The organism is Macrococcus sp. 19Msa1099 (assembly GCA_019357535.2).
GTDB lineage: Bacteria > Bacillota > Bacilli > Staphylococcales > Staphylococcaceae > Macrococcoides > Macrococcoides psychrotolerans.
In genome coordinates, this window is the sequence record CP079955.1 from 1,077,463 (window position 1) to 1,097,237 (window position 19,775).

Sequence of the window (19,775 nt, forward strand, 5' to 3'; positions counted from 1 at the left end):
ATCACTCCTTTATTTTTATATCAAATACCCATTTCTTTGAGGGATTAATCTCCTTGAGCAATAAATTTGTTTTACCATATTCTATCACTCCTAAATCATAGTAAAAAGCAGCTTCCTTCTTATTTAAGCTTACACCATCGGGCAGATTACCAAATTCAGAAACGATAGCCAATAGTTTCTGTTTGCCAAAAGGCAGCTTTCCAATGATTACATCATCAATTTTAAGCTTTAAAATTCCGTCCATATACACTTCTGGTGTTGTGATAAAAGATACGTGGACATCTTGATTTAAAAATTTCGATTTGTTGTGGATTAAAATCTTGCTTGACTTAAAATAAATTTTATTATCTTTATCTTGAGGTAAATACTTTGCTACCGTAGATTCCGAAAGAATCAGTGTGTCATTACTCGATAAATGATTCGTCTTAAAATTCTGTTTTGATACCTCATCGGTCAGCCTAAGATTAAAGATAGTGAATCCAACAATGATAACAGTAACTAATAAGATTGAGAGTATAAACCAGATGGGTGATTTAATTATTCTAGTCATTGTAGCCAAATACCGATAATCCTATTGCACCTGGTCCGGTATGCGTTGACACAATCGGTGTCGTAGTATGAATCGATATATTTTCATCAGTAAAAGGTTCCACTGCAGATTTCACTTTCGTAAGTAAATCATTAGCCTGTGCTTCTGATATACCAATTCTCAAATATTTATATTGTTCGCTCATTTCTTTTACTTCTTTAGTCAGAAGCTTAACGACTGAATTGATTGTACGTACATTCTGAAGAACATGAATCTCGCCATCTACCACTTCTGCAACAGGCTTGAGATTCATCAGTCCACCAATAAAGCCTTTTCCTCGCGAAATTCTTCCGCCTTTTTTTAAATAATCAAGCTGAGAAATCACTAGAAAGAGCTTTGATTGAGTTTTCATATTTTCAATAGCCGCTACTATTTCATCCATCGATTTATGCTTGATGATTAACTCTGCTACATTTTGTATTATAAATCCGTATGATTGTGCGATAAATCCAGAATCGATAACTGTGACCTTTCCATCTACCATACCGGCGGCTGTCTGCGCACTGCCAATAGTCCCGCTCAGACGATGCGTCATATGCAGACTTAATATTTCGTAACCTTCCTCGATATATTTTTGGTATATTTCGACAAACTTACCTGTGGCTGGCTGACTCGTTTTAGGAATTTCCTTAAGTGCTATTAGTTTTTCTAAATATTCATCTGATGTGATTTCTTCCTGATCCAGATATGTTTTACCCTCCATTACAATATTTAATGGTACTTGTACGATACCATGATCTTTTAAATATTGCGCTGGCAAATCGTGTGTAGAATCTACGATTAATTTAATTTTACTCATGTCGTCATCCCTCTTTATTTATTTCTGTTGCAATTATATTCTTGATATAATCAGCTGCTTCCTGTAACGTCAGATCATTAAATATATCTGGCGAAATTTCGGGCAGAATAGTCACTTTCACAGTTCCCGGAACCATTTTCTTACTATCATGTTTTTCCATAATATTTGAAGTACCTTTTATAGCCACTGGTATAATCGGCACTTGTGCTGATTTTGCAAGCTTCAGTGACCCTGCTTTAAAATCTCCTATACCATGTCCTTTACTTCTCGTTCCTTCAGGAAATATAAGTACACTATGCCCTGCTTTTAATGATGCGATTCCATCTTTTATCATCTGTAATGAAGAACGGCGATTTGTTCTATCAAGGTATATACAGTTCATCATTGTCATCCACTTATCGAGAAACGGTATTTTCTTGACTTCGACTTTGGATACAAATCCAAATGGCTTATCAATCGCGTGAATCAGTACAGGAATATCAAAATTACCTTCATGATTACTGACAAATAGGACACTATTTGTAGGAAGTGCATTTTCTTGCTTAACTCGAACTGTGACACCCGCAGTCTTCAGTACAGCATGTGCCCACTTCTTAGGTTCGATAAAAGCAAGCCTATCTCTTTTATACACATCATCCTGTTCAAGTATTTTTTTTTCAATTCGTTTAAATTGCGGGGTAATAAATGCAGCATAACCGATAATTACACTGACTGTCTTCATCATTCTAATCATTTGTATACCTCACAAGATGCATAAAGTGATGAGGTATCACATTCTTCTCATCAAGTACACCTTCTTCTATGGATTTAACTTTAAAATCTTTGAATGTATATTCAGGGAAAAATGCATCTCCAGGATATTTCTCTTCAATAACCGTGACATACATATCATCCACCTTATCAATCATCTGTTCGTATAAGTTTTGTCCACCGAATATAAATACATGACCTTCAAGCAGATCAATTTCCTCTAGACTATAAATCACATCTGCATCATTCGGTTTAAAATCTTTATCTCGTGTGAGTACGACATTTCGGCGATTAGGTAATGCTTTACCTAATGATTCATATGTTCTGCGCCCCATTACTATCGTGTTATGCGTTGTTAATGTCTTCACTCGTCTGAGATCATTCGGAAGGTGCCATGGCATCTTATTCTCAAATCCAATTACTCTATTTCTATCATGACAAACAATTATAGATAACATATCTGCTCCTTAGACTGCAATCGGCGCTTTAATCGCCGGATGTGCTGTGTAATCGATTATTTCTAGATCTTCATACTCAATATTAAATATATCCTTATCGCTATTAATTTGAAGCTCAGGTGCTTCATAAGATGACCGCATCAACTGTGTTTCAACCGCTTCGATGTGATTCGAATAAATATGTGCATCTCCCATAGAATGGATAAATTCACCCACTTCTAGCCCACATTCTCTCGCAACTAAATGTGTTAGTAGGCTATAGCTTGCAATATTAAAAGGCACGCCAAGAAATACATCTGCACTGCGTTGATACAGCTGACATGAAAGCTTATTATTATTTACATAAAACTGAAACATTGTGTGACAAGGTGGCAGTGCCATCGAATCAATTTCTCCTGGATTCCAGGCTGATACAATATGACGTCTACTATGTGGATTCAACTTAATCTGCTCAATCACTTCCTTTAGCTGATCAGTCACGCGATCCTTCGTTTCAAATTGACGCCATTGTTTACCATACACATTCCCTAGATCGCCATAGCGTTGCATAAAATCATCATCCGTCAGAATCTTTTCTTTAAAAATATTCAGCTGCTCTCGATACTGTTCATTAAATTCAGCGTCTCGCAATGCACGATGACCAAAATCAGTCATATCCGGACCCATGTATTCATCACTTTCAATCCATTTTAAGAAAGCCCACTCATTCCATATATTGTTATTATATTCAAGCAAGTATCTGATATTCGTATCCCCACGGATAAACCAGATCAGTTCAGTTGCTACAAGTTTGAAAGATACTTTCTTTGTTGTCAGCAATGGAAATCCTTTAGAAAGATCGAATCGCATCTGATGTCCAAAAACTGACAATGTCCCAGTATTCGTTCTATCATCCTTATCCTTACCGGTCTCTAAAATAAGTTTTAATAAATTATGATATTCAAGGTCAAAAGAATTCATATCGCCACCTCTTTCTATTTTTACTTATATACATTATAATACAGATATATAGGCGACATTTAAAGAATTACATATTGTAATATTAAACGCGCATATTTGTATAACAGAGGAGTGAATTGCATGGATGCTTCAATCATGGTAGTTTCAGGATTATTTCTTTTATTATGCTATATGATCAGTATGTGTATTACTGAATAGTTATTATTCGGTGCATAAAAAATAAGGATCCAGGACAATTCCTGAATCCTTATTTTTTTAATATGCCATAATGTGTAATCGTATTTCTTCTGATATTCATTTCAAATGGGTACTGCGAAATTAATGGTGAATTATATTCTGCACGTAAGACTAATTTGGCGTCCCTTTGAACAACATTATCCAGTAACGATCTTGCATCCTGCATATCCCCAGTCAAAAAATTGACTAACGCACTAATATTAGAAGTATCAACAGTATTCTGATAAAGACAGTCCACATATATCACATCAAATAGTGTATCATCCTGTTCAATGGAGCCAAAGACAAAATTAATCGAATTAAAAGCTTCTCTCAGTTCTGGGTTGATAGCATTACAATAGTAATTCATGCTCCATTTTATCGCAAAATGTATATAAAAATTTTGTTCATAGGCATAAAAGTTTGCGCGCTGTAATGTTCTGGCCATCAGCATCAGGTCGTTACCTAATCCCATTGTACAGTCTGCGATAAGAAGAGGGGTATCAGCATTATCAGTAACCGCAGCAACAAGCGGTGGAAGTATGCCTGTTTTTACGTACTGTTTATATTTAATATTCATCGTACTTTCCTGGTAACTGATTTTGTTATCAATTTGAGTATATAGATAGATACCGTTTTTCTGGATGATTAGAAGCGGTATATCACTTTCAATGAAGAAAGACTTTACTGTCTTTTTCCCTCTAATGATAACCTTCGTATCAGAATAATAATTTTCCAGATCCTTTAAGATCATACTGACGTAATCAAGAACACTTTCATCCGGATTAACACACGTTGTTATCCTCAGCTTATACGCAGTGTTCATCAAACTGCTCTTTAATATCCATACATAATTCTTCAACCGGTCGTCCTTCAATATGTTCTCTCGGTATAAAGCCTACGAGCGTACTTCCTTTGAATAATGCCATAGATGGACTTGAAGGCGCTTGCCCGATATAACCTCTCATTGTTTCAGTCGCCAATTTATCCTGTCCAGCAAAGACCGTAACAATATGGTCTGGTTTAACTGGATTTTGTGTCGCAACCGTAACAGCAGCAGGTCTTGCAAGGCCTGCTGCACAGCCACATACAGAATTAATGACAACAAACGTAGTAGCATCCCCTGCTTCACTAAAATGTTTATCGACCGCTTCACTACTTTCTAATGATTTAAAACCATTGTTTGTTAACTCACTTCTCATACCCTCTGATAATTGTTTCATATATTGTTCGTATGCATTCATAATGATTCTCCTTTATTTCTGTTAGCTATTTGTTTCCATACTGATCCGGCTGCGCTTTCACCATTCTTGATACGTTCGTAAGCCATCTGCACTTGTAACTTTACATCAAATGCTTCGTCTTCTAAATGAGCTTCTAAATATGGAAGACTAGTTTCGTCACCTTCATCATAGATAAACATAGCGGCACGCCATCTGACGATTGGTGCTTTATCATTTAATGCCTGGTGCATCGTATCAAGACTTTCTTTATATCCTAGATCACTAATTGTGTCTCCTGCAGTTCTTCGTACCGCAATATTTCTATCCTTCATTGCCTCATCCAGCAATGGAAGGACATCACGTGATTCTATCATGCCAAGGAACATTACAGCAAGTCTTCTTAGCTGAGGTTTATCATCACTTAATACCACTTTCAGGAACGGGATATCGCTGATATCAGGTGTCGGGTAATGATCCAGCATACGATAGCGTTCCTTCCAGTCATCTGTACTTAAATAAGTCTCTATTGAAACACGTTCCAGCTGTTTAGAATGATCTTCGTATCTATTTGCTTTACCCGCTTCAACAAGTTCCTGTAATCTTTCAGCAGGATATAGTGCATCAATCTCTTCTTTTACAGTATTAACAATCTCTTCATCTGTACCATACCTTATTCCATAATCGACCCAGCGTCTTAATAATATAACATTATCATCATCATTCTGACTGTCGAGCATTGCGTCAATAAAGCGTAAATCAAGTTGTTTACGTACTTCACTATCCAGATAAGTTATCTTAATCTGATATGGGATATTTTTGAATTCCAATACTTCTACCTGCTTTTCACCCGAATCACTAACTGGCTGATGATTAACATCCGCTATCGATTCACTTGCAAATACCTGTTTTATTTCTGGTAGCAGTATATCCCAGTCGCTGCTCGGATTTTTATCCACTGAAATAAAATCTAATGCATGAAATACTGCTTTTACATTTTTAATATTCAGTAATTCATTGATAAATGTAGGATTAGATGCTTCAATACTTTGGTAAGTTGTACTCTTCATATCTTCTTTGTTAAAATCGAGCGTAATTTTTAATGTGTTTGGACTTGGTGTAGGTTCTATCTTTTTTATTTCCATTTTATCCTCCTATTGCAATACGTTTCCTAGTCTTTTGATTTCTATTCCAACCGTACATTTCTTTATACAGTAATTATGTGCGAACGTCTTATTATGTTCTTTACGATGATATTCTTTTAAGAGACAATGACTACAATAATGGTCATTGAGCTTATCAATAGTACGTAACGTAATTTGCTGATCACTATTCAATAAATCCACCTCATACGATATTATAACAAATTTATATATTTAAGCATGATGCTTTGCTTAACACATGTTGCATTAATACATTTATACCACTATAATACTTAAGTTAACTTTAAAAGGAGGTTTATTATGACAAATGAACTATGGGCTATCGCTGCATTTATCATGACATTTGTGATGCTCGTTATTATGTATAGGTTCTTTGGCAAAGAAGGACTTTTTGTATGGGTTGCAGTGGGCACAGTCATCGCAAATATTCAAGTCACTAAATCAGTTGAACTTTTCGGAATCACTGCAACGCTAGGAAATGTATTATTTGCATCAATTTACCTGGCAACAGACATTTTGAATGATCGTTACGGCAGACAAGTTGCTAAGAAAGCTGTATGGTTAGGCTTTTCATCCGCAATAATAATGACCGTTTTAATGACGATATCTTTACAATTCCATCCAGCTGCAAACGATATTGCACAGCAAAGTCTTAAGACATTGTTCGGGGTTGTACCAAGAATCGTACTCGGTTCAATTGTTGCTTATATTATCGGGCAGTACGTGGATGTCTATCTTTTCAATTTGATTAAAAAACGTTTTTCTTCTGATCGTACATTCATTGTAAGAGCTTATGGCAGTACAGTATTCAGCTCAATTATCGACACCGCACTATTCACATTGATTGCCTTTACAGGCCTCATGCCAGGAAATGTTCTTTTTGAAATCTTTATGACCACATATCTATTTAAACTTTTGTCTACTATTTTCAATGTCCCGTTCGGATACTGGGCGAAATCGTTCCATAAAGAGGAAGCATGATGACCCAAGTTTATATAGACGCAGCAACGAGACAAGATCCTTTACAAAGTGCTTGTGGTATTATTTTCAGACATAATTCTGACATTGTAGAGTACGGTGAGTATCTAGGAGATATTGATAATCATCATGCGGAATGGCAGAGCCTGATTATCGCTCTCAAATTGAGTCTACAAAATAACTACACGTCATTACTTATAAAAACAGACTCCAAAATTGTCGCTGATTCTGTACAGAAAAAGTTTGTGAGAAAAGAAGCCTATAAAAATTATCTCAAGGAATATCTAGTGCTTGAATCTCAGTTTGAACTTATCATTTTAGACTGGATACCTAGAGCAGAGAATAAGCATGCAGATACAATCGCAAGAAGAACATTAAACAGATATAGCTGAGCTATATCTGTTTAATGTTCTGTTCTAATATATAAAGTACACCACTCTCATTATTAGAAGGCGCGATAGCACTCGCGTAAGATTTCACCTTATGAGGTGCATTTATCATTGCATAACTGTGACTTGACAGTTTGAACATTTCTATATCATTTTCTCCATCACCAAAGACAACAAGATCATCCTTACTTACACTTAATTGTTCCATCACTATTTTAAGCATATGCGCTTTATCTGCATAGGCTGTAATATCTATACAGTGCGCTCCGCTATAGACACAATCTAAACTTGCAGGAAGCAACTCAATTATATCTGAAAGTTCATCAGCGGCAGCCGTGACTGTAATTTTCAATACAGATTCATCAATATCATCACTAACAGTAAACACCTTGATATCTGGATAATAGGGCTGTATCATCATTCGGTAACTTTCTGAAGCTGTCTGGTGAATAAAGGCATTGTTTATCGTTGATACTACAAACTCATAATTTGTATCGATAAGACGTGTTATCGCTGTACAAACATCACGTTGCGCAATCAACTTATATCTCTTTATATCATCTAACTCAAGCGATGCGCCATTGGCACCAATATAAATAATGTCATTGTACTCAGCAAAAAAATATTTTAAATACGAAGAGTGATTACTGCTGGCTACAACGAAACGAATATTATTGTGCAGCATTTTATCATAAATATGTTTAAACCTTACCTCGTCATATTCATTATTATCATTTAAAAAAGTACCATCCATATCTACCGCAACTAACTTCATTTAGATTTTCCTTTCACGTGAAACATCGTATTCAAAGTATATTTTGTTGATTTTCCTATACCAACCTTCTTTATCTCATCATCTTTTTGAAGGCTCACTAAGGCGCGCTCTATTGTTTTTCTGCTGATATCAGCCAGCTTAAGTTCAATATCCGTTCTAGATAAAGGTGTAAATGACTGATTAATTACTTCCAGCACTCTATAATAAGGATCGTATTTGTTCATATTAATCAGTTCGAACTGATTAAAAAACTGCTCATAACATTGATGGATAATCTCGAGATAAAAACAGTAAAAGTCAACAAACGGACTATCTGGCTGCATCACTTCAAGATACTCATCTGCTCTTTCGGCTATGTATTGCTCTATATTATGGTACTTCACAACAATAAATCCGCTTTTAAGCAGCAGCAATGTTAAGAGTAGATGGGTTAATTTACGATTATCTTCCTCAAATATATGTTCTTTATTAAAAGAGTATATAAAGGTGAGAACTCGTTCAAGCGCATTATAATGATCACTTATCTGTTCATAATATGCTTGAGTTGAAGTGTGCAACATAGATGTATTTTGCTGTTTTATCTTTTCAATCATTGCATTATTACCCAATGACATTTCAAGATAAATACGTTCAATTTCTATAGGTAATAAATCAATAAACTCATAATCATTAAATATGTATACTAACGCATCTCGATAACCCATTAAAATCATATCATCATTATTTTTAATACTACTTTTATAGTCCACCATCTGAATCAGTTTGGTATTTGCAAAATAGAAGCTATCTAATTGCATTGTATATTTAAGAGCATTAATCATTGTAATTCTTTGTAATTTTTGCAAAGCAGTGTGATGTCTCTCGCCGATAAGACGCTGCATGCCTTTATACTCATATATCTGTGTTGCAAGATCCAATATTTTCAGTTGTTTAGTCTCGAATATATAACTCATAATCCCACCCTTTCCTCAGTCAATTAATTATAATTGACTGAGGAAATGATATCAATCTAAAAATTATTTTCCAATCAGAAATCTACTTACAGATTTTAACTCATGCTTATCACAGACACTTCTTATAAACTCATAATCAGAAACATACGACATACGTTTTTTTATATCCTCAAGGTTGATAGGTACCTCTGTATGAATTTCAGCTAAACGTCTCGAAATTTTCAAAGCATCGATCGATGTCATGATTTTGTTTTGCTGTCCTTTTGGCAATTCTTCTAATGAAGCTAGAACGCCGCTCACATCTCGATAAGACTGGATCAATTTTACCGCCGTTTTTTCTCCTATACCTTTAACGCCGGGATAACCATCCGATGTATCACCCATAAATGCTTTAACATCGATAAGTTGCTTTGGTTTAAGGTGATATTCTTCTTCAAATCGATTCAAATCGTACTTGCTATATATACTGAAACCTTTTTTTATAAGCCAAATTTCAATATTTTCATCTAATATCTGCAGTAGATCTCGGTCGCCGCTTATTACAGTGATATGGTATTCCTTATCAAGATATTTCGCTAACGTACCAATAACGTCGTCTGCTTCAAATTGATGAACCCCTATATTAACAAATCCTAGTTCTTCTGAAATGCGCTGCGCCATTTCAAACTGTGGAATCATCTCCTCTTGTGGTGCAGGACGATGCGCCTTGTAATTACTATCGATGTCATTTCTGAAAGTTTTGGCACCCATATCCCAGCATACGATGACGTGTGCTGCATGCGTGTCTTCGATCGCGCTAATTGCATGCTTTATAAACCCTTGCACACCATTCGTAGGTATACCCTCATGATTTCTCATATAGTTTCCATGAAGACTTGTTGCAAAGAAGTGTCGAAATAACAATGCCATCCCATCTATAATCAGTACATTTTTCATATTAATCTCCAGTCTCAATTTTATCAGGATAAAACGATATCCATTCAGAAAAGCTATCTGCATATAATGCCACGTCTCTATCCACAGATCTTAATGCCGCACGGTCATTTATATATCCGCCTTCAAATCAATAATTATACGGAATATTGATTTGAAGGAATGTGACCACCAACCGCATCGATTGGTTCAAGCAATCCTATAAACCTCTCCTAAGATCTCGCATCTACAAGTATACGTTCTTCATCATTTTTCAACAAGGGTTCTATATCTAAAAATATTGATTTGTTATAATTCAAATTTTCATCGTCAATATTAATTTTTCATCCGTCATATATCATCTATTGACGGATGAAAAATATTTTATGATACAAAATATTGTGAAAAGCATCCAAATCTTCATAACTTCCATCAATAATATAGCAATCTCATCCGACGAGATGACATAAATATAGGATAGGTAAAAATACTATTTTGTATGTGTTTCTGATTAAACTGTTCAAGCTTCTGTGTATCATTATCCATATTTTCATGAATTCAGCTCTAATTGCTTTAATGCTGATTTAATTTCAGAAATGATACTATCATCAATTGAAGTAGCACGCTTTTCGATAATTTCTTCAGATATATTTTTATTCTTCTCATCAATATGTGTTTCTAATGCTCCGATACCATTTTCGATTTCAGTTATTATATAGCTTTCATATTTAAGGAGTACTTGATTGATTACCGTCATGGATTGCTCATGTATATTTTCAAATAGCTCATTTCTTGAATTCATATTCTTAAGCTGCTTTTCCTTTACTACTGGAAATACGAGTTGTTCTATTTCATTGACAATGGGATTCAGCTTCATTTGATTTAATTTCAAAATAAATGAGTCAAATACTATATCTTCTGCAATCTCATATTCTATAAGGGCTGCCTTCGTGAGAGAAGTTTCGTCTCTATAACTCTGGATCGCAGCTTTATTGATTCTCGGTACAATGAACTGAAATTCATTAAGTAGTTTACTTTCTACAGATGCTTTAAAACTTTTTTCGATTATATTCAATTTTTGAGAAGTATTTACTTCTGACTTGATAACATCATAAAGCTGGATCTTCATCTTATCACGTAAGTAACTTACCTGTTCATGCAGTAGTTGTTTTATATCACTTAATACTCTACTAACTATATTCCATTCTAATGGCGGCTCTTTCTGCCACACATCATACTGTAAATTTCTTCTATTTTGCTTTGCAATATACGCTTTATAATCATCTCTCATAAATTGCGCACTTCGAACGATACGCGATGCATTGCTATTAAACTGATGTATCTTTTGAATTTTACTCGTAGAATCTACGAAATGTTCAATTGCTTCAGCAAACACGTTAAAACGTTCATCATAACCACCTAATGCTTGTTTACTAGAAACTGAATAAATCCTATCTTCAATGTTCAGCTGGTCGAGTTCAGTTCTTAAATAATCCTCTACTGCAACTAGTTCTTCGTCATTTTTTCTTAAGTCCACTGCATTGATAACAAAGAAATTTTCACTCGCTTCATTCATTACTTCAATTTCATTTAAGTAAGATAGAAATGCTTTGTCCTTCTCTGTGAACACGTGATTATAATATGAAACATATATGAGTAAATCGCTATCCGCAATAATCTCTGTCGTTTCCATCGTATGTCTGCTATTCGTACTTCCTGTTCCAGGTGAATCTATAATAACCTTGTTTTTAAGGAAATCATTTTCTAGACCTATTTTTATACGATTGACGAACGCTGCGTGCTCATCTTGTGCCGTATATTTATCAATCTCATTTTTATCTATTTCAATCGTCTGTCCATTTGATAAGTATGCTTTATAGTGATGATATTGTTTGATCACACCAGATGCGAAGCTTTTATCTTCATCAGAAAAATCATTTATCTTGTTTTTATTTTTTTCTATCCATGACTCAATGGTATTCATATTTTCACTTACTGAACATGATATCCCATTAAGCTTGTTAAGCAGCATATCTTCTGTCTTAAATGTTACAAAATGCTGTTGACCATAATACAGTTCGGTAATACTTGCTGTTGTAGGATTCGGAGAAGAAATTAAGATTCTTTCCTGTAACAACGCATTGATGAGGGCACTTTTACCCGCACTAAATGCTCCGAATACAACTATTTTAGTTTCATCATTGTGAATTCTATCAAGCTGTGCTTCTAGCTTACGCATATCTGATTTAAAATAGTCAACCGTTTTAAAGGTTTCATAGACTTCAATATTCAGTGAATCTTGTCTACCTTTTCTATCATTAATAATGCTCTGCTTGTTCACCACTTCATCAGTTTCATTAATAGACAATGTTACATACCTTCTATCTATTAATTTATCGATAGATTCTTCCAGATGAATATAGTAATGCATATAATTTTTAGTAGTGACTGACTCCATTAACTTTTCATTATTTAGATAATCATCAAATAGGATGCTTTTATCTGAAGTATGATTTGTAGTATTTAATTTAGACATATTTATACTTTTTATGAACTTTTCAAGCCAGACTTTTTGTTGCTGCACAATCTTTTTCTCTATGAATGTCTTTAATTGTTCAGAATAGATTAGAATATATTCTTTTGTAACTTCCGGCTGTGGTTTGCTCAGCGCTTTAACATCCTCTTTTGTAATATGATAGTAAATATCATCAAGTAACGCTGGTTGTTCACTATATTTCATATACTGTTCATAATAATTTTTTAGTTGGAAATTAATCTGTTTATCCAGTAGATCATTAAGCATTTCGATGACACTATCTATTTTTTCGTTTTGAATACTCTCAAGCTTTGCCTGTTTATTGAAGAATCCACCTACTTTATAGTTTGTAGCAAAGGTCTCAAGCATCGCACCTATCTTTTCCCTCAGTTCAAAAGGGATTAAATAAGCATTCTTAACAATGTTCCGTACTTCTTTTAATAATTGTTCCGTACGATTATCCTGTATCAATAGTTGCTGCTCACTGTTCAGACTCTGCTGTATATGAAGCTCATCTAGGGCATGAGATATGTCTGCTTCATCTACCTCGAGCTGTTCTAATAGCCTATCTTTTCTTTGATTTAGATAGTTTATCTGTGCGCGTTCAATATAATCGATGATTCTATTGTAGAAATCTCTATCTGCAGTTAACTCATTTACTTGCTGATTGAGTTGTTCCTTTAATTGATCAAACTGATTATGTTCAGAAGCGTAGATTGAAGTATAATAAATAGCTTCAACGTTTAAGTTCCACATCTTAATATTTTGTTCTACTTTTTCTTTGAATGCCGTAAAGAGTATTTCATTTTCATCATGTTTATCAATCTGATTAATCAAGAGAACAACTGGAACTCCCAGTTCATTCATCATCTTAATCTGGCTGAAGTTCTTTTCTGCGTTCACATGATTATATTCCACCGTATAAAAAACGATGTCACTGATGAGTAGATATTTCATTGTGCTCTGCTCGTGATTTTTGAACGTTGCATCAATACCTGGTGTATCCTGAATTACTGTACCTTCTGGGAATGCAAGGTTTTGTTTATGAATCTCTACCGATTCTATATCTGTATTCAATGTATTCACCTTTTTAACAGTGGCATAGCTTTCGACGTCACTGTATGTCTGGTTGTCCATATTTATTCTTATTAGATCTATGTTATCTCTAATAATTTGAGCGGTATTACTCGTTGTCGGAATCGGAGAACTAGGTAAAATATCCTCATCACATATCTTGTTAATCAAAGATGATTTCCCTGAAGAAAAATGACCTATAAAACTTAATACAATATAATCTGAATAAACTTTTTTTATCACTTCATTGATTTGATTCAATAATAAAGTGTTGTCTGACTTTTCCACTTCTTTTTTCAGTTGATATAATCGTTTGATCTGCTCTTTATTATCCATGTTCTACCTCATTACCTCTTTATTTGTGAAAAATATAACGAAATATCCAAAAGTGTGATATTTATCACATTAATAAACCAGTTACTCTATTATTATAAAGAAAGAAAAGCTATTAAGAAAGGATGTTCAATGTGAATGATGATAAAAATTTGAATCAAACTAAAGATCCAATTCAAGTCAATGAAGACGTTCATCATGATTTAGATTTGCGTGGAACAATGGCTGCTGTACTTGCTTTAGGAGCAATATTTGTTATCACTTGGTTTGCAATTTTTGTACTATTTATAGAACGAATTTAGGAGGGGAATACATTGCATAAGTTTGAAAAAATCTGGCTTGGTCTAGGTATGGGCTCATTAATTTTATTTTTAGGGATTATTTTTGTTTCTGCATTACATAATGGTCATGAGCCTATCGCAAGCGGCCGTGAATTTATTGCGCCGGAGCTTATTGATAAAGATGAAGTATTTAGTAACCCAGGATTACATAAAGTTGAAGGAAAAGACTGGGATTACGAACTTGTGTTTGTTGTTTCAGCATTTAACTACAACCCAGGTAAAGTTGAAATTCCAAAAGGATCAAAAGTAAAAATTATAGCAACAAGTAGAGATGTTGTACATGGCTTTGAAATTGCACAGACAAATGTCAATATGATGATTGAACCAGGTCACATTTCTAAATTTATAAAAACTTTTGATAAAAAAGGTGAATATCTGTTACTTTGTAATGAATACTGTGGCACAGGTCACGCAGATATGAAATCAAACATTAAGGTGGTTGATCAATAATGAGCGAATATAAATTGGATAGTGGGACTTTTGATGAACGTGCTTCGTTCAGAAATCATCATAGAGAAGAAATGGAAAATCGAGTTGAAATGTCCAAACCAGATGGTAAGTTGATTATGGCTCATATGTATGTTGCGATAGTTTGTTTAATCATCGGTGGATTGGCAGGATTAGTTCAGACTTTAGTCCGCTCTGGAACTTTAGAGTTACCCGCTGGTATTGGATATTATCAGATTCTTACGGTACATGGGATCATTCTCGCATTAGTTTTGACTACATTCTTTATCATGGGATTCCAGACTGCTGCAGTCATTCGTACTTGCGGAAAGCTTAGTCCATTACAACGTAAGCTTGTGTGGATCGGTTTTTGGGTAATGCTAATCGGTACTGCAATGGCAGCAACAATGGTTCTACTTAATAAAGCAACTGTGTTATATACTTTCTATGCTCCACTTAAAGCGCATGTTATCTTCTATGTAGGTATGGCATTAGTTATTGTTGGTTCATGGATTTCTGCAGCTGGACAAATTATGCGTTACGCACAATGGAAAAAAGAACATAAAGGCCAAAAATCACCTCTTTTATCTTACATGGTAGTAATTAACAATGTCATGTGGATTGTATGTTCAATAGGTGTTGCTTCTACAGTATTATTCCAGATGATTCCATGGTCTCTAGGATTAGTTGAGCGCATCGATGTTTCACTTAGTCGTACGTTATTCTGGTACTTCGGTCATGCATTAGTATATTTCTGGTTACTGCCAGCCTATATGTCATGGTATGCAGTAGTACCAAAGATTATAGGTGCTAAAGCATTCAGTGATAATCTTGCGCGTATGAGCTTTATGTTATTCTTGTTCTTCTCAATTCCTGTTGGTATTCACCACCAGTTAACTGAACCAGGAATTGACGTTACATGGAAATATGTACAGGTCGTATTAACATTTATGGTCGTTATTCCTTCTTTAATGACTGCATTCAGTCTCTTTGCTACATTTGAAGCATATGGACGAAATAAAGGTGCTAAAGGCTTATTTGGATGGATTAAAACATTACCATGGAACGATGCACGTTTCGTGTTGCCGTTTATCGGAATGGCCGCATTCATTCCTGGTGGTGCCGGTGGATTAGTTAATGCTTCTGCTCAAATGGACCAGGTAGTACATAATACAATCTGGATTACAGGTCACTTCCATTTAACAGTTGCAACAGCAGTCATTTTAACGTTCTTTGGAACAATGTACTGGTTAATACCACATGCTACTGGCCGTGTTATGACAAAAGCAATGAATAAACTCGCTATCGCACAAGGTGTGCTATGGGCAATCGGTATGTCAATTATGTCTGGTGCAATGCACTACATCGGATTATTCGGTGCACCACGTCGTTCAACATATTCTGAATATGGCGGCTCTAAAATAGCAGCAGAATGGATTCCATATCAAGTAATTCAGGCGATTGGTGGAACAATTCTTTTCGTATCCATTATCTTAGTTGTTATCGTATTTATACAGCTTGCATTCTTTGCACCAAAAGGATACGAAGCATTCCCTGTGTCAGAGGCAATGGATGAACATGCACCAGTTTATAAATTCGTTGAAAACTGGAAGTTCTTGCTTGTTGTAACGATTGCATTAATTTTAGTTGCTTACACAGTACCTATTGGTCAAATGTTTATGGATCCACCACCGGGTGCAGCTGGTATGGGTGAAGGCAAACTCTGGTAATAAAAACCATCAAGCATACGCTTGATGGTTTTTATTTTTAATTTAATTATTCTTCACTATTAATCTCATCTATAATTTCTTTAATAGATCTGAAACTCTCTATTTTTAATGCAAAGTCAAAAGTATTGTTAATTACCATCAATTCATCAAATTGATATGTTTGATACAATCTATTAATCTCATTCTTAACTTCATCTTTTCTACCGATATAATATCGTCCTCTGTTCTTGTCAATGATACGTTTGTCCTGATCACTATAGTGCATTTTATTAACCTGCTCAATAGAAGGAATGACTGTATCTCTTCCTTTAGAGACATTTAATAGCCAATGGTCCAAAATACGTCTTTGCATCTCTTTTTCTGCATCATCTTTCACAACGATGATAAAGGAACAAAATATTGTATAGGAGCGCTGCATAAATGCATTAGGAACAAATTCTCGCTGATAAATTTTAATTGCACTCTCTTGATATTTATCACTGATAAAATTCCCGAACACAAAACCAATACCTAATTTTGCTGCCCTTTTAGCACCATTATCAGTCAGCCCTAACGTAAATACCTCAGGATGTGTTTCTATTCTCGGTCCTGCTTTAACACTTCGATAATGGTGTTCTAAAGGCAAAGTGTTACGCATAAAACCTAAAAATTCTTCTAGCATTCTATCATAATCTCTCACCTTACTTTGGGCACCATCTGTTAAAGCTTGTCTCGTGATTTCACTCCCGCCAGGAGAGTTCCCTAGGCCAATCGTCACTCGACCAGGAAACATTGCTTCTAATAAATTTGCATTTTCAGCTACCTTATAAGGACTATATTGTGGCAGAAGGATGCCTGCAGAACCTATATTAATTGAAGACGTTATCGATAATAATCTCGTCATAAGAATTTCTGGTGCATGACTGATTAAACCAGTCGTATTATGATGTTCAGCAACAAAATAGCGATCATATTTTATTTCTTCAGCAAATTGAACAAGTTCTATCGTTTGCATCAATGCATCCATCGGCGTTTCGCCTCGTGACATCGGTACTTGATCTAATATACTTAATTTCATATAATTTCACCTGCTATTCAATATATTTATCATAAATATAAACCCACACAAAACATAAATTTATACTTTGTGTGGGTAACTTGAACATTTTTACGTATTGCTTTCAAATCCTTTTATCTCTCGCCCCAATATTGATAATAGGTACATTCAATATATCCATTGAACAACTTGCGGCGTTTTGTCGCCTTCTTACCTACTAATACTTCAAATGTCTTCAAACTAGTTAATATATACAACGACCATTTAGGATTCTTTTCGATCAGTTCCCCTAGATAACTGTACATCGCTTCTACCTCTGCTCTTTCACCGATACGCTCTCCATAAGGTGGATTACCTACTATTGCACCTTTCTCACCATTTAGAGTAAGGTCATGGACATTCATCTGCTTGAATTCAATAATATCTCCAAACCCTACTTCAATCGCATTGTTACGGGCAATTTCAACCATATTCGGATCTATATCACTTGCTGTAATCGATATTTCTTTATCATATTCAGCAACTTCTTCTGCTTTAACTCGCTCTTCATCATACATACCTTCAGGAATGATATCCCAGTCCTCACTTACGAAGTCACGATTGAATCCAGGTGCGATATTTTGAGCGATCATTGCAGCTTCTATCGCAATGGTACCTGAACCACAGAATGGATCGATAAATGGTGTTTCCCCTTTCCAGTTAGATAATAATACAAGTGCGGCCGCCAAAGTTTCTTTCATCGGCGCTTCACCTTGAGCAAGACGATATCCGCGTTTATGCAGACCTGCTCCTGATGTATCGATTGTCAGCAATACTTCATCCTTTAAAATTGCGACCTCTACTTTGTATAAAGCACCACTTTCTGAAAGCCATCCTTGCTTGTTATGTGCTTTTTTCAAACGCTCGACAATCGCTTTTTTTACAATCGCCTGACAATCAGGCACGCTAAATAGCTTGGATTTAAGACTACGGCCCTGCACAGGAAACTGTCCATTTTCAGAAATGAAATTTTCCCACGGAATATCCTTCGTCTTATCGAAAAGCTGTTCAAATGTCGTGGCATAAAAACGTCCTACTACTAACTTCACTCTATCCGCACTTCTGAGCCAAAGGTTAGATTTTACAATTGCACGTGCATCACCTTGATATAGTACTCTACCATTTTCAGTCATTGTTTCATATCCTAATGCCTGAACCTCTTTCGCTGCGACAGCTTCCATTCCCATAGGGGTTGTTGCTAATAATTGATACATAATCTACTCCTTGTTTACATAATATTTTTATTGTGTTTTTATTGTAAATTTGATTCACTTCATTTTACCATTGATGTATTCAATAAAAAAAGCCCTCCATATTGGAGAGCTTAAACTAGAAAGATATCTCTATAAGCCATGTTCTGTCCCATAGTACTGCTAGCGAGCCTAGTTACTCTCGTACGCCGGTGATAATCATCTGTCTGTACTTTCATACCTCTTCTATACGTTCATTTCCGCTAGAAAAGTGCTCCTACCAAATTTGGATTGCTCACTCGAGGGGTTTACCGCGTTCCACCTTCTTTATTTCTAAAGAAGCTACGTCACTGTGGCACTTTCAAACTACTAAAACCATATCATAGACTTAGGTTCGTTCGTTGCCGTCAAATTAATGCCCTGGCTTATTGTTTCACCAGGCACGATCACTACAGCCATCTCAGGCATGTGTGAGCATGGACTTTCCTCTATAAATAAATATAGCGATTATCCGAGATATCTTTAATAATTCTATTTATTATAGCATGACTCTATTGATTTCACCATACTATTTACCAAAGACTGCTTTCTCTAAATTAGATATTCTCTTTAATAGATCAAAATTATTTGTAGTAGATACAGTGTTCTCGCTTCTACCAGTAGCAAGTCTCATTCTTAAGTCTTCAATTTCACGTTTTAATTTAACATTCTCATCATTTAATTTTAGAAGCTGCTGATTCATATCTGCCATCTTCTGATAATCTTCAATGACATCATCCAGAAAACTGTCCACGTCTTCTGGCTTAAATCCTCTGAACGCGGTACGTTCAAATTCTTTTTCGTATATATCCTTTGCTGATAATTTCAATGTAATATCCGCCATATGC

Annotated in this window: 21 protein-coding genes and 1 other RNA gene; 5 read left to right on the plus strand and 17 right to left on the minus strand. The window is 35.2% G+C overall.

Annotated elements, in window-relative coordinates; genetic code table 11:
* Position 1: 1 nt before the first annotated feature.
* The 9 genes from KYI10_05455 to KYI10_05495 form a co-directional block, all read right to left on the minus strand.
* Entirely contained in the window at positions 2–550 is a 549-nt protein-coding gene (locus KYI10_05455; protein QYA31846.2) for a DUF2140 family protein, read from the minus strand.
* Positions 543–1,388, minus strand: a complete 846-nt coding sequence (locus tag KYI10_05460; GenBank protein ID QYA31847.1) for a DegV family protein — start codon at positions 1,386–1,388, stop codon at positions 543–545. The genes KYI10_05455 and KYI10_05460 overlap by 8 nt, the downstream gene beginning before the upstream one ends.
* 4 nt (positions 1,389–1,392) lie before the next feature.
* Entirely contained in the window at positions 1,393–2,121 is a 729-nt protein-coding gene (locus tag KYI10_05465; protein ID QYA31848.1) for a lysophospholipid acyltransferase family protein, read from the minus strand.
* The gene (locus KYI10_05470; protein ID QYA31849.1) at positions 2,114–2,596 is read right to left on the minus strand and encodes a dihydrofolate reductase; all 483 of its coding nucleotides are present in this window, start codon (positions 2,594–2,596) and stop codon (positions 2,114–2,116) included. Before KYI10_05470 ends, KYI10_05465 begins: the two co-directional genes overlap by 8 nt.
* A gap of 9 nt (positions 2,597–2,605) precedes the next feature.
* Positions 2,606–3,556 carry a thymidylate synthase gene (locus KYI10_05475; protein ID QYA31850.1) on the minus strand — a complete coding sequence of 317 codons (951 nt, stop codon included), beginning with the start codon at positions 3,554–3,556 and terminating at the stop codon, positions 2,606–2,608.
* Between the two features lie 247 nt (positions 3,557–3,803).
* Positions 3,804–4,598, minus strand: a complete 795-nt coding sequence (locus KYI10_05480; GenBank protein ID QYA31851.1) for a hypothetical protein — start codon at positions 4,596–4,598, stop codon at positions 3,804–3,806.
* Positions 4,582–5,016, minus strand: coding sequence for a BrxA/BrxB family bacilliredoxin (locus KYI10_05485; GenBank protein ID QYA33917.2), 435 nt, complete (start codon positions 5,014–5,016; stop codon positions 4,582–4,584). Before KYI10_05485 ends, KYI10_05480 begins: the two co-directional genes overlap by 17 nt.
* Positions 5,013–6,137, minus strand: coding sequence for a virulence factor (locus KYI10_05490; protein ID QYA31852.1), 1,125 nt, complete (start codon positions 6,135–6,137; stop codon positions 5,013–5,015). The genes KYI10_05485 and KYI10_05490 overlap by 4 nt, the downstream gene beginning before the upstream one ends.
* A gap of 9 nt (positions 6,138–6,146) precedes the next feature.
* Positions 6,147–6,338, minus strand: a complete 192-nt coding sequence (locus KYI10_05495; protein QYA31853.1) for a zinc-finger domain-containing protein — start codon at positions 6,336–6,338, stop codon at positions 6,147–6,149.
* 117 nt (positions 6,339–6,455) lie between these two features.
* Here KYI10_05495 and KYI10_05500 point away from each other — a divergent pair, with 117 nt between their 5' ends.
* The gene (locus KYI10_05500; protein QYA31854.1) at positions 6,456–7,136 is read left to right on the plus strand and encodes a queuosine precursor transporter; all 681 of its coding nucleotides are present in this window, start codon (positions 6,456–6,458) and stop codon (positions 7,134–7,136) included.
* The gene (locus KYI10_05505) at positions 7,133–7,525 is read left to right on the plus strand and encodes a ribonuclease HI family protein (GenBank protein QYA31855.2); all 393 of its coding nucleotides are present in this window, start codon (positions 7,133–7,135) and stop codon (positions 7,523–7,525) included. Before KYI10_05500 ends, KYI10_05505 begins: the two co-directional genes overlap by 4 nt.
* A 1-nt stretch (position 7,526) precedes the next feature.
* Here KYI10_05505 and KYI10_05510 read toward each other — a convergent pair whose 3' ends face one another.
* From KYI10_05510 to KYI10_05525, 4 genes are all read right to left on the minus strand, one after another.
* Entirely contained in the window at positions 7,527–8,297 is a 771-nt protein-coding gene (locus tag KYI10_05510; GenBank protein ID QYA31856.1) for an HAD-IIB family hydrolase, read from the minus strand.
* Positions 8,294–9,250 carry a hypothetical protein gene (locus KYI10_05515; GenBank protein QYA31857.1) on the minus strand — a complete coding sequence of 319 codons (957 nt, stop codon included), beginning with the start codon at positions 9,248–9,250 and terminating at the stop codon, positions 8,294–8,296. The genes KYI10_05510 and KYI10_05515 overlap by 4 nt, the downstream gene beginning before the upstream one ends.
* A gap of 63 nt (positions 9,251–9,313) precedes the next feature.
* Positions 9,314–10,186, minus strand: a complete 873-nt coding sequence (locus KYI10_05520) for a 5'-3' exonuclease (GenBank protein QYA31858.1) — start codon at positions 10,184–10,186, stop codon at positions 9,314–9,316.
* Positions 10,187–10,712: 526 nt separating this feature from the next.
* Positions 10,713–14,108: a dynamin family protein gene (locus KYI10_05525; protein QYA31859.1), complete on the minus strand. Its 3,396-nt coding sequence runs from the start codon at positions 14,106–14,108 to the stop codon at positions 10,713–10,715.
* 131 nt (positions 14,109–14,239) lie between these two features.
* Here KYI10_05525 and KYI10_05530 point away from each other — a divergent pair, with 131 nt between their 5' ends.
* The 3 genes from KYI10_05530 (at position 14,240) to KYI10_05540 (ending at position 16,623) form a co-directional block, all read left to right on the plus strand.
* Positions 14,240–14,407: a cytochrome c oxidase subunit 2A gene (locus KYI10_05530; protein ID QYA33918.2), complete on the plus strand. Its 168-nt coding sequence runs from the start codon at positions 14,240–14,242 to the stop codon at positions 14,405–14,407.
* 12 nt (positions 14,408–14,419) lie between these two features.
* Complete coding sequence (locus KYI10_05535; protein ID QYA31860.1) at positions 14,420–14,896, plus strand: cytochrome B5; 477 nt, start codon at positions 14,420–14,422, stop codon at positions 14,894–14,896.
* A 71-nt stretch (positions 14,897–14,967) separates the two neighbouring features.
* Positions 14,968–16,623 (plus strand): b(o/a)3-type cytochrome-c oxidase subunit 1, encoded by a 1,656-nt coding sequence (locus KYI10_05540; protein ID QYA33919.1) that lies wholly within the window; start codon positions 14,968–14,970, stop codon positions 16,621–16,623.
* 46 nt (positions 16,624–16,669) lie between these two features.
* Here KYI10_05540 and KYI10_05545 read toward each other — a convergent pair whose 3' ends face one another.
* From KYI10_05545 to gpsB, 4 genes are all read right to left on the minus strand, one after another.
* On the minus strand, positions 16,670–17,680 hold the full coding sequence (locus tag KYI10_05545) for an MsnO8 family LLM class oxidoreductase (protein ID QYA31861.1): 1,011 nt from the start codon (positions 17,678–17,680) through the stop codon (positions 16,670–16,672).
* Positions 17,681–17,793: 113 nt separating this feature from the next.
* Positions 17,794–18,912 carry a class I SAM-dependent RNA methyltransferase gene (locus tag KYI10_05550; GenBank protein QYA31862.1) on the minus strand — a complete coding sequence of 373 codons (1,119 nt, stop codon included), beginning with the start codon at positions 18,910–18,912 and terminating at the stop codon, positions 17,794–17,796.
* Positions 18,913–19,039: 127 nt separating this feature from the next.
* An RNA gene (rnpB, locus tag KYI10_05555) (RNase P RNA component class B) lies at positions 19,040–19,407 on the minus strand.
* A 49-nt stretch (positions 19,408–19,456) separates the two neighbouring features.
* On the minus strand, positions 19,457–19,771 hold the full coding sequence (gene gpsB, locus KYI10_05560) for a cell division regulator GpsB (protein QYA31863.1): 315 nt from the start codon (positions 19,769–19,771) through the stop codon (positions 19,457–19,459).
* Between the last annotated feature and the right edge of the window lie 4 nt (positions 19,772–19,775).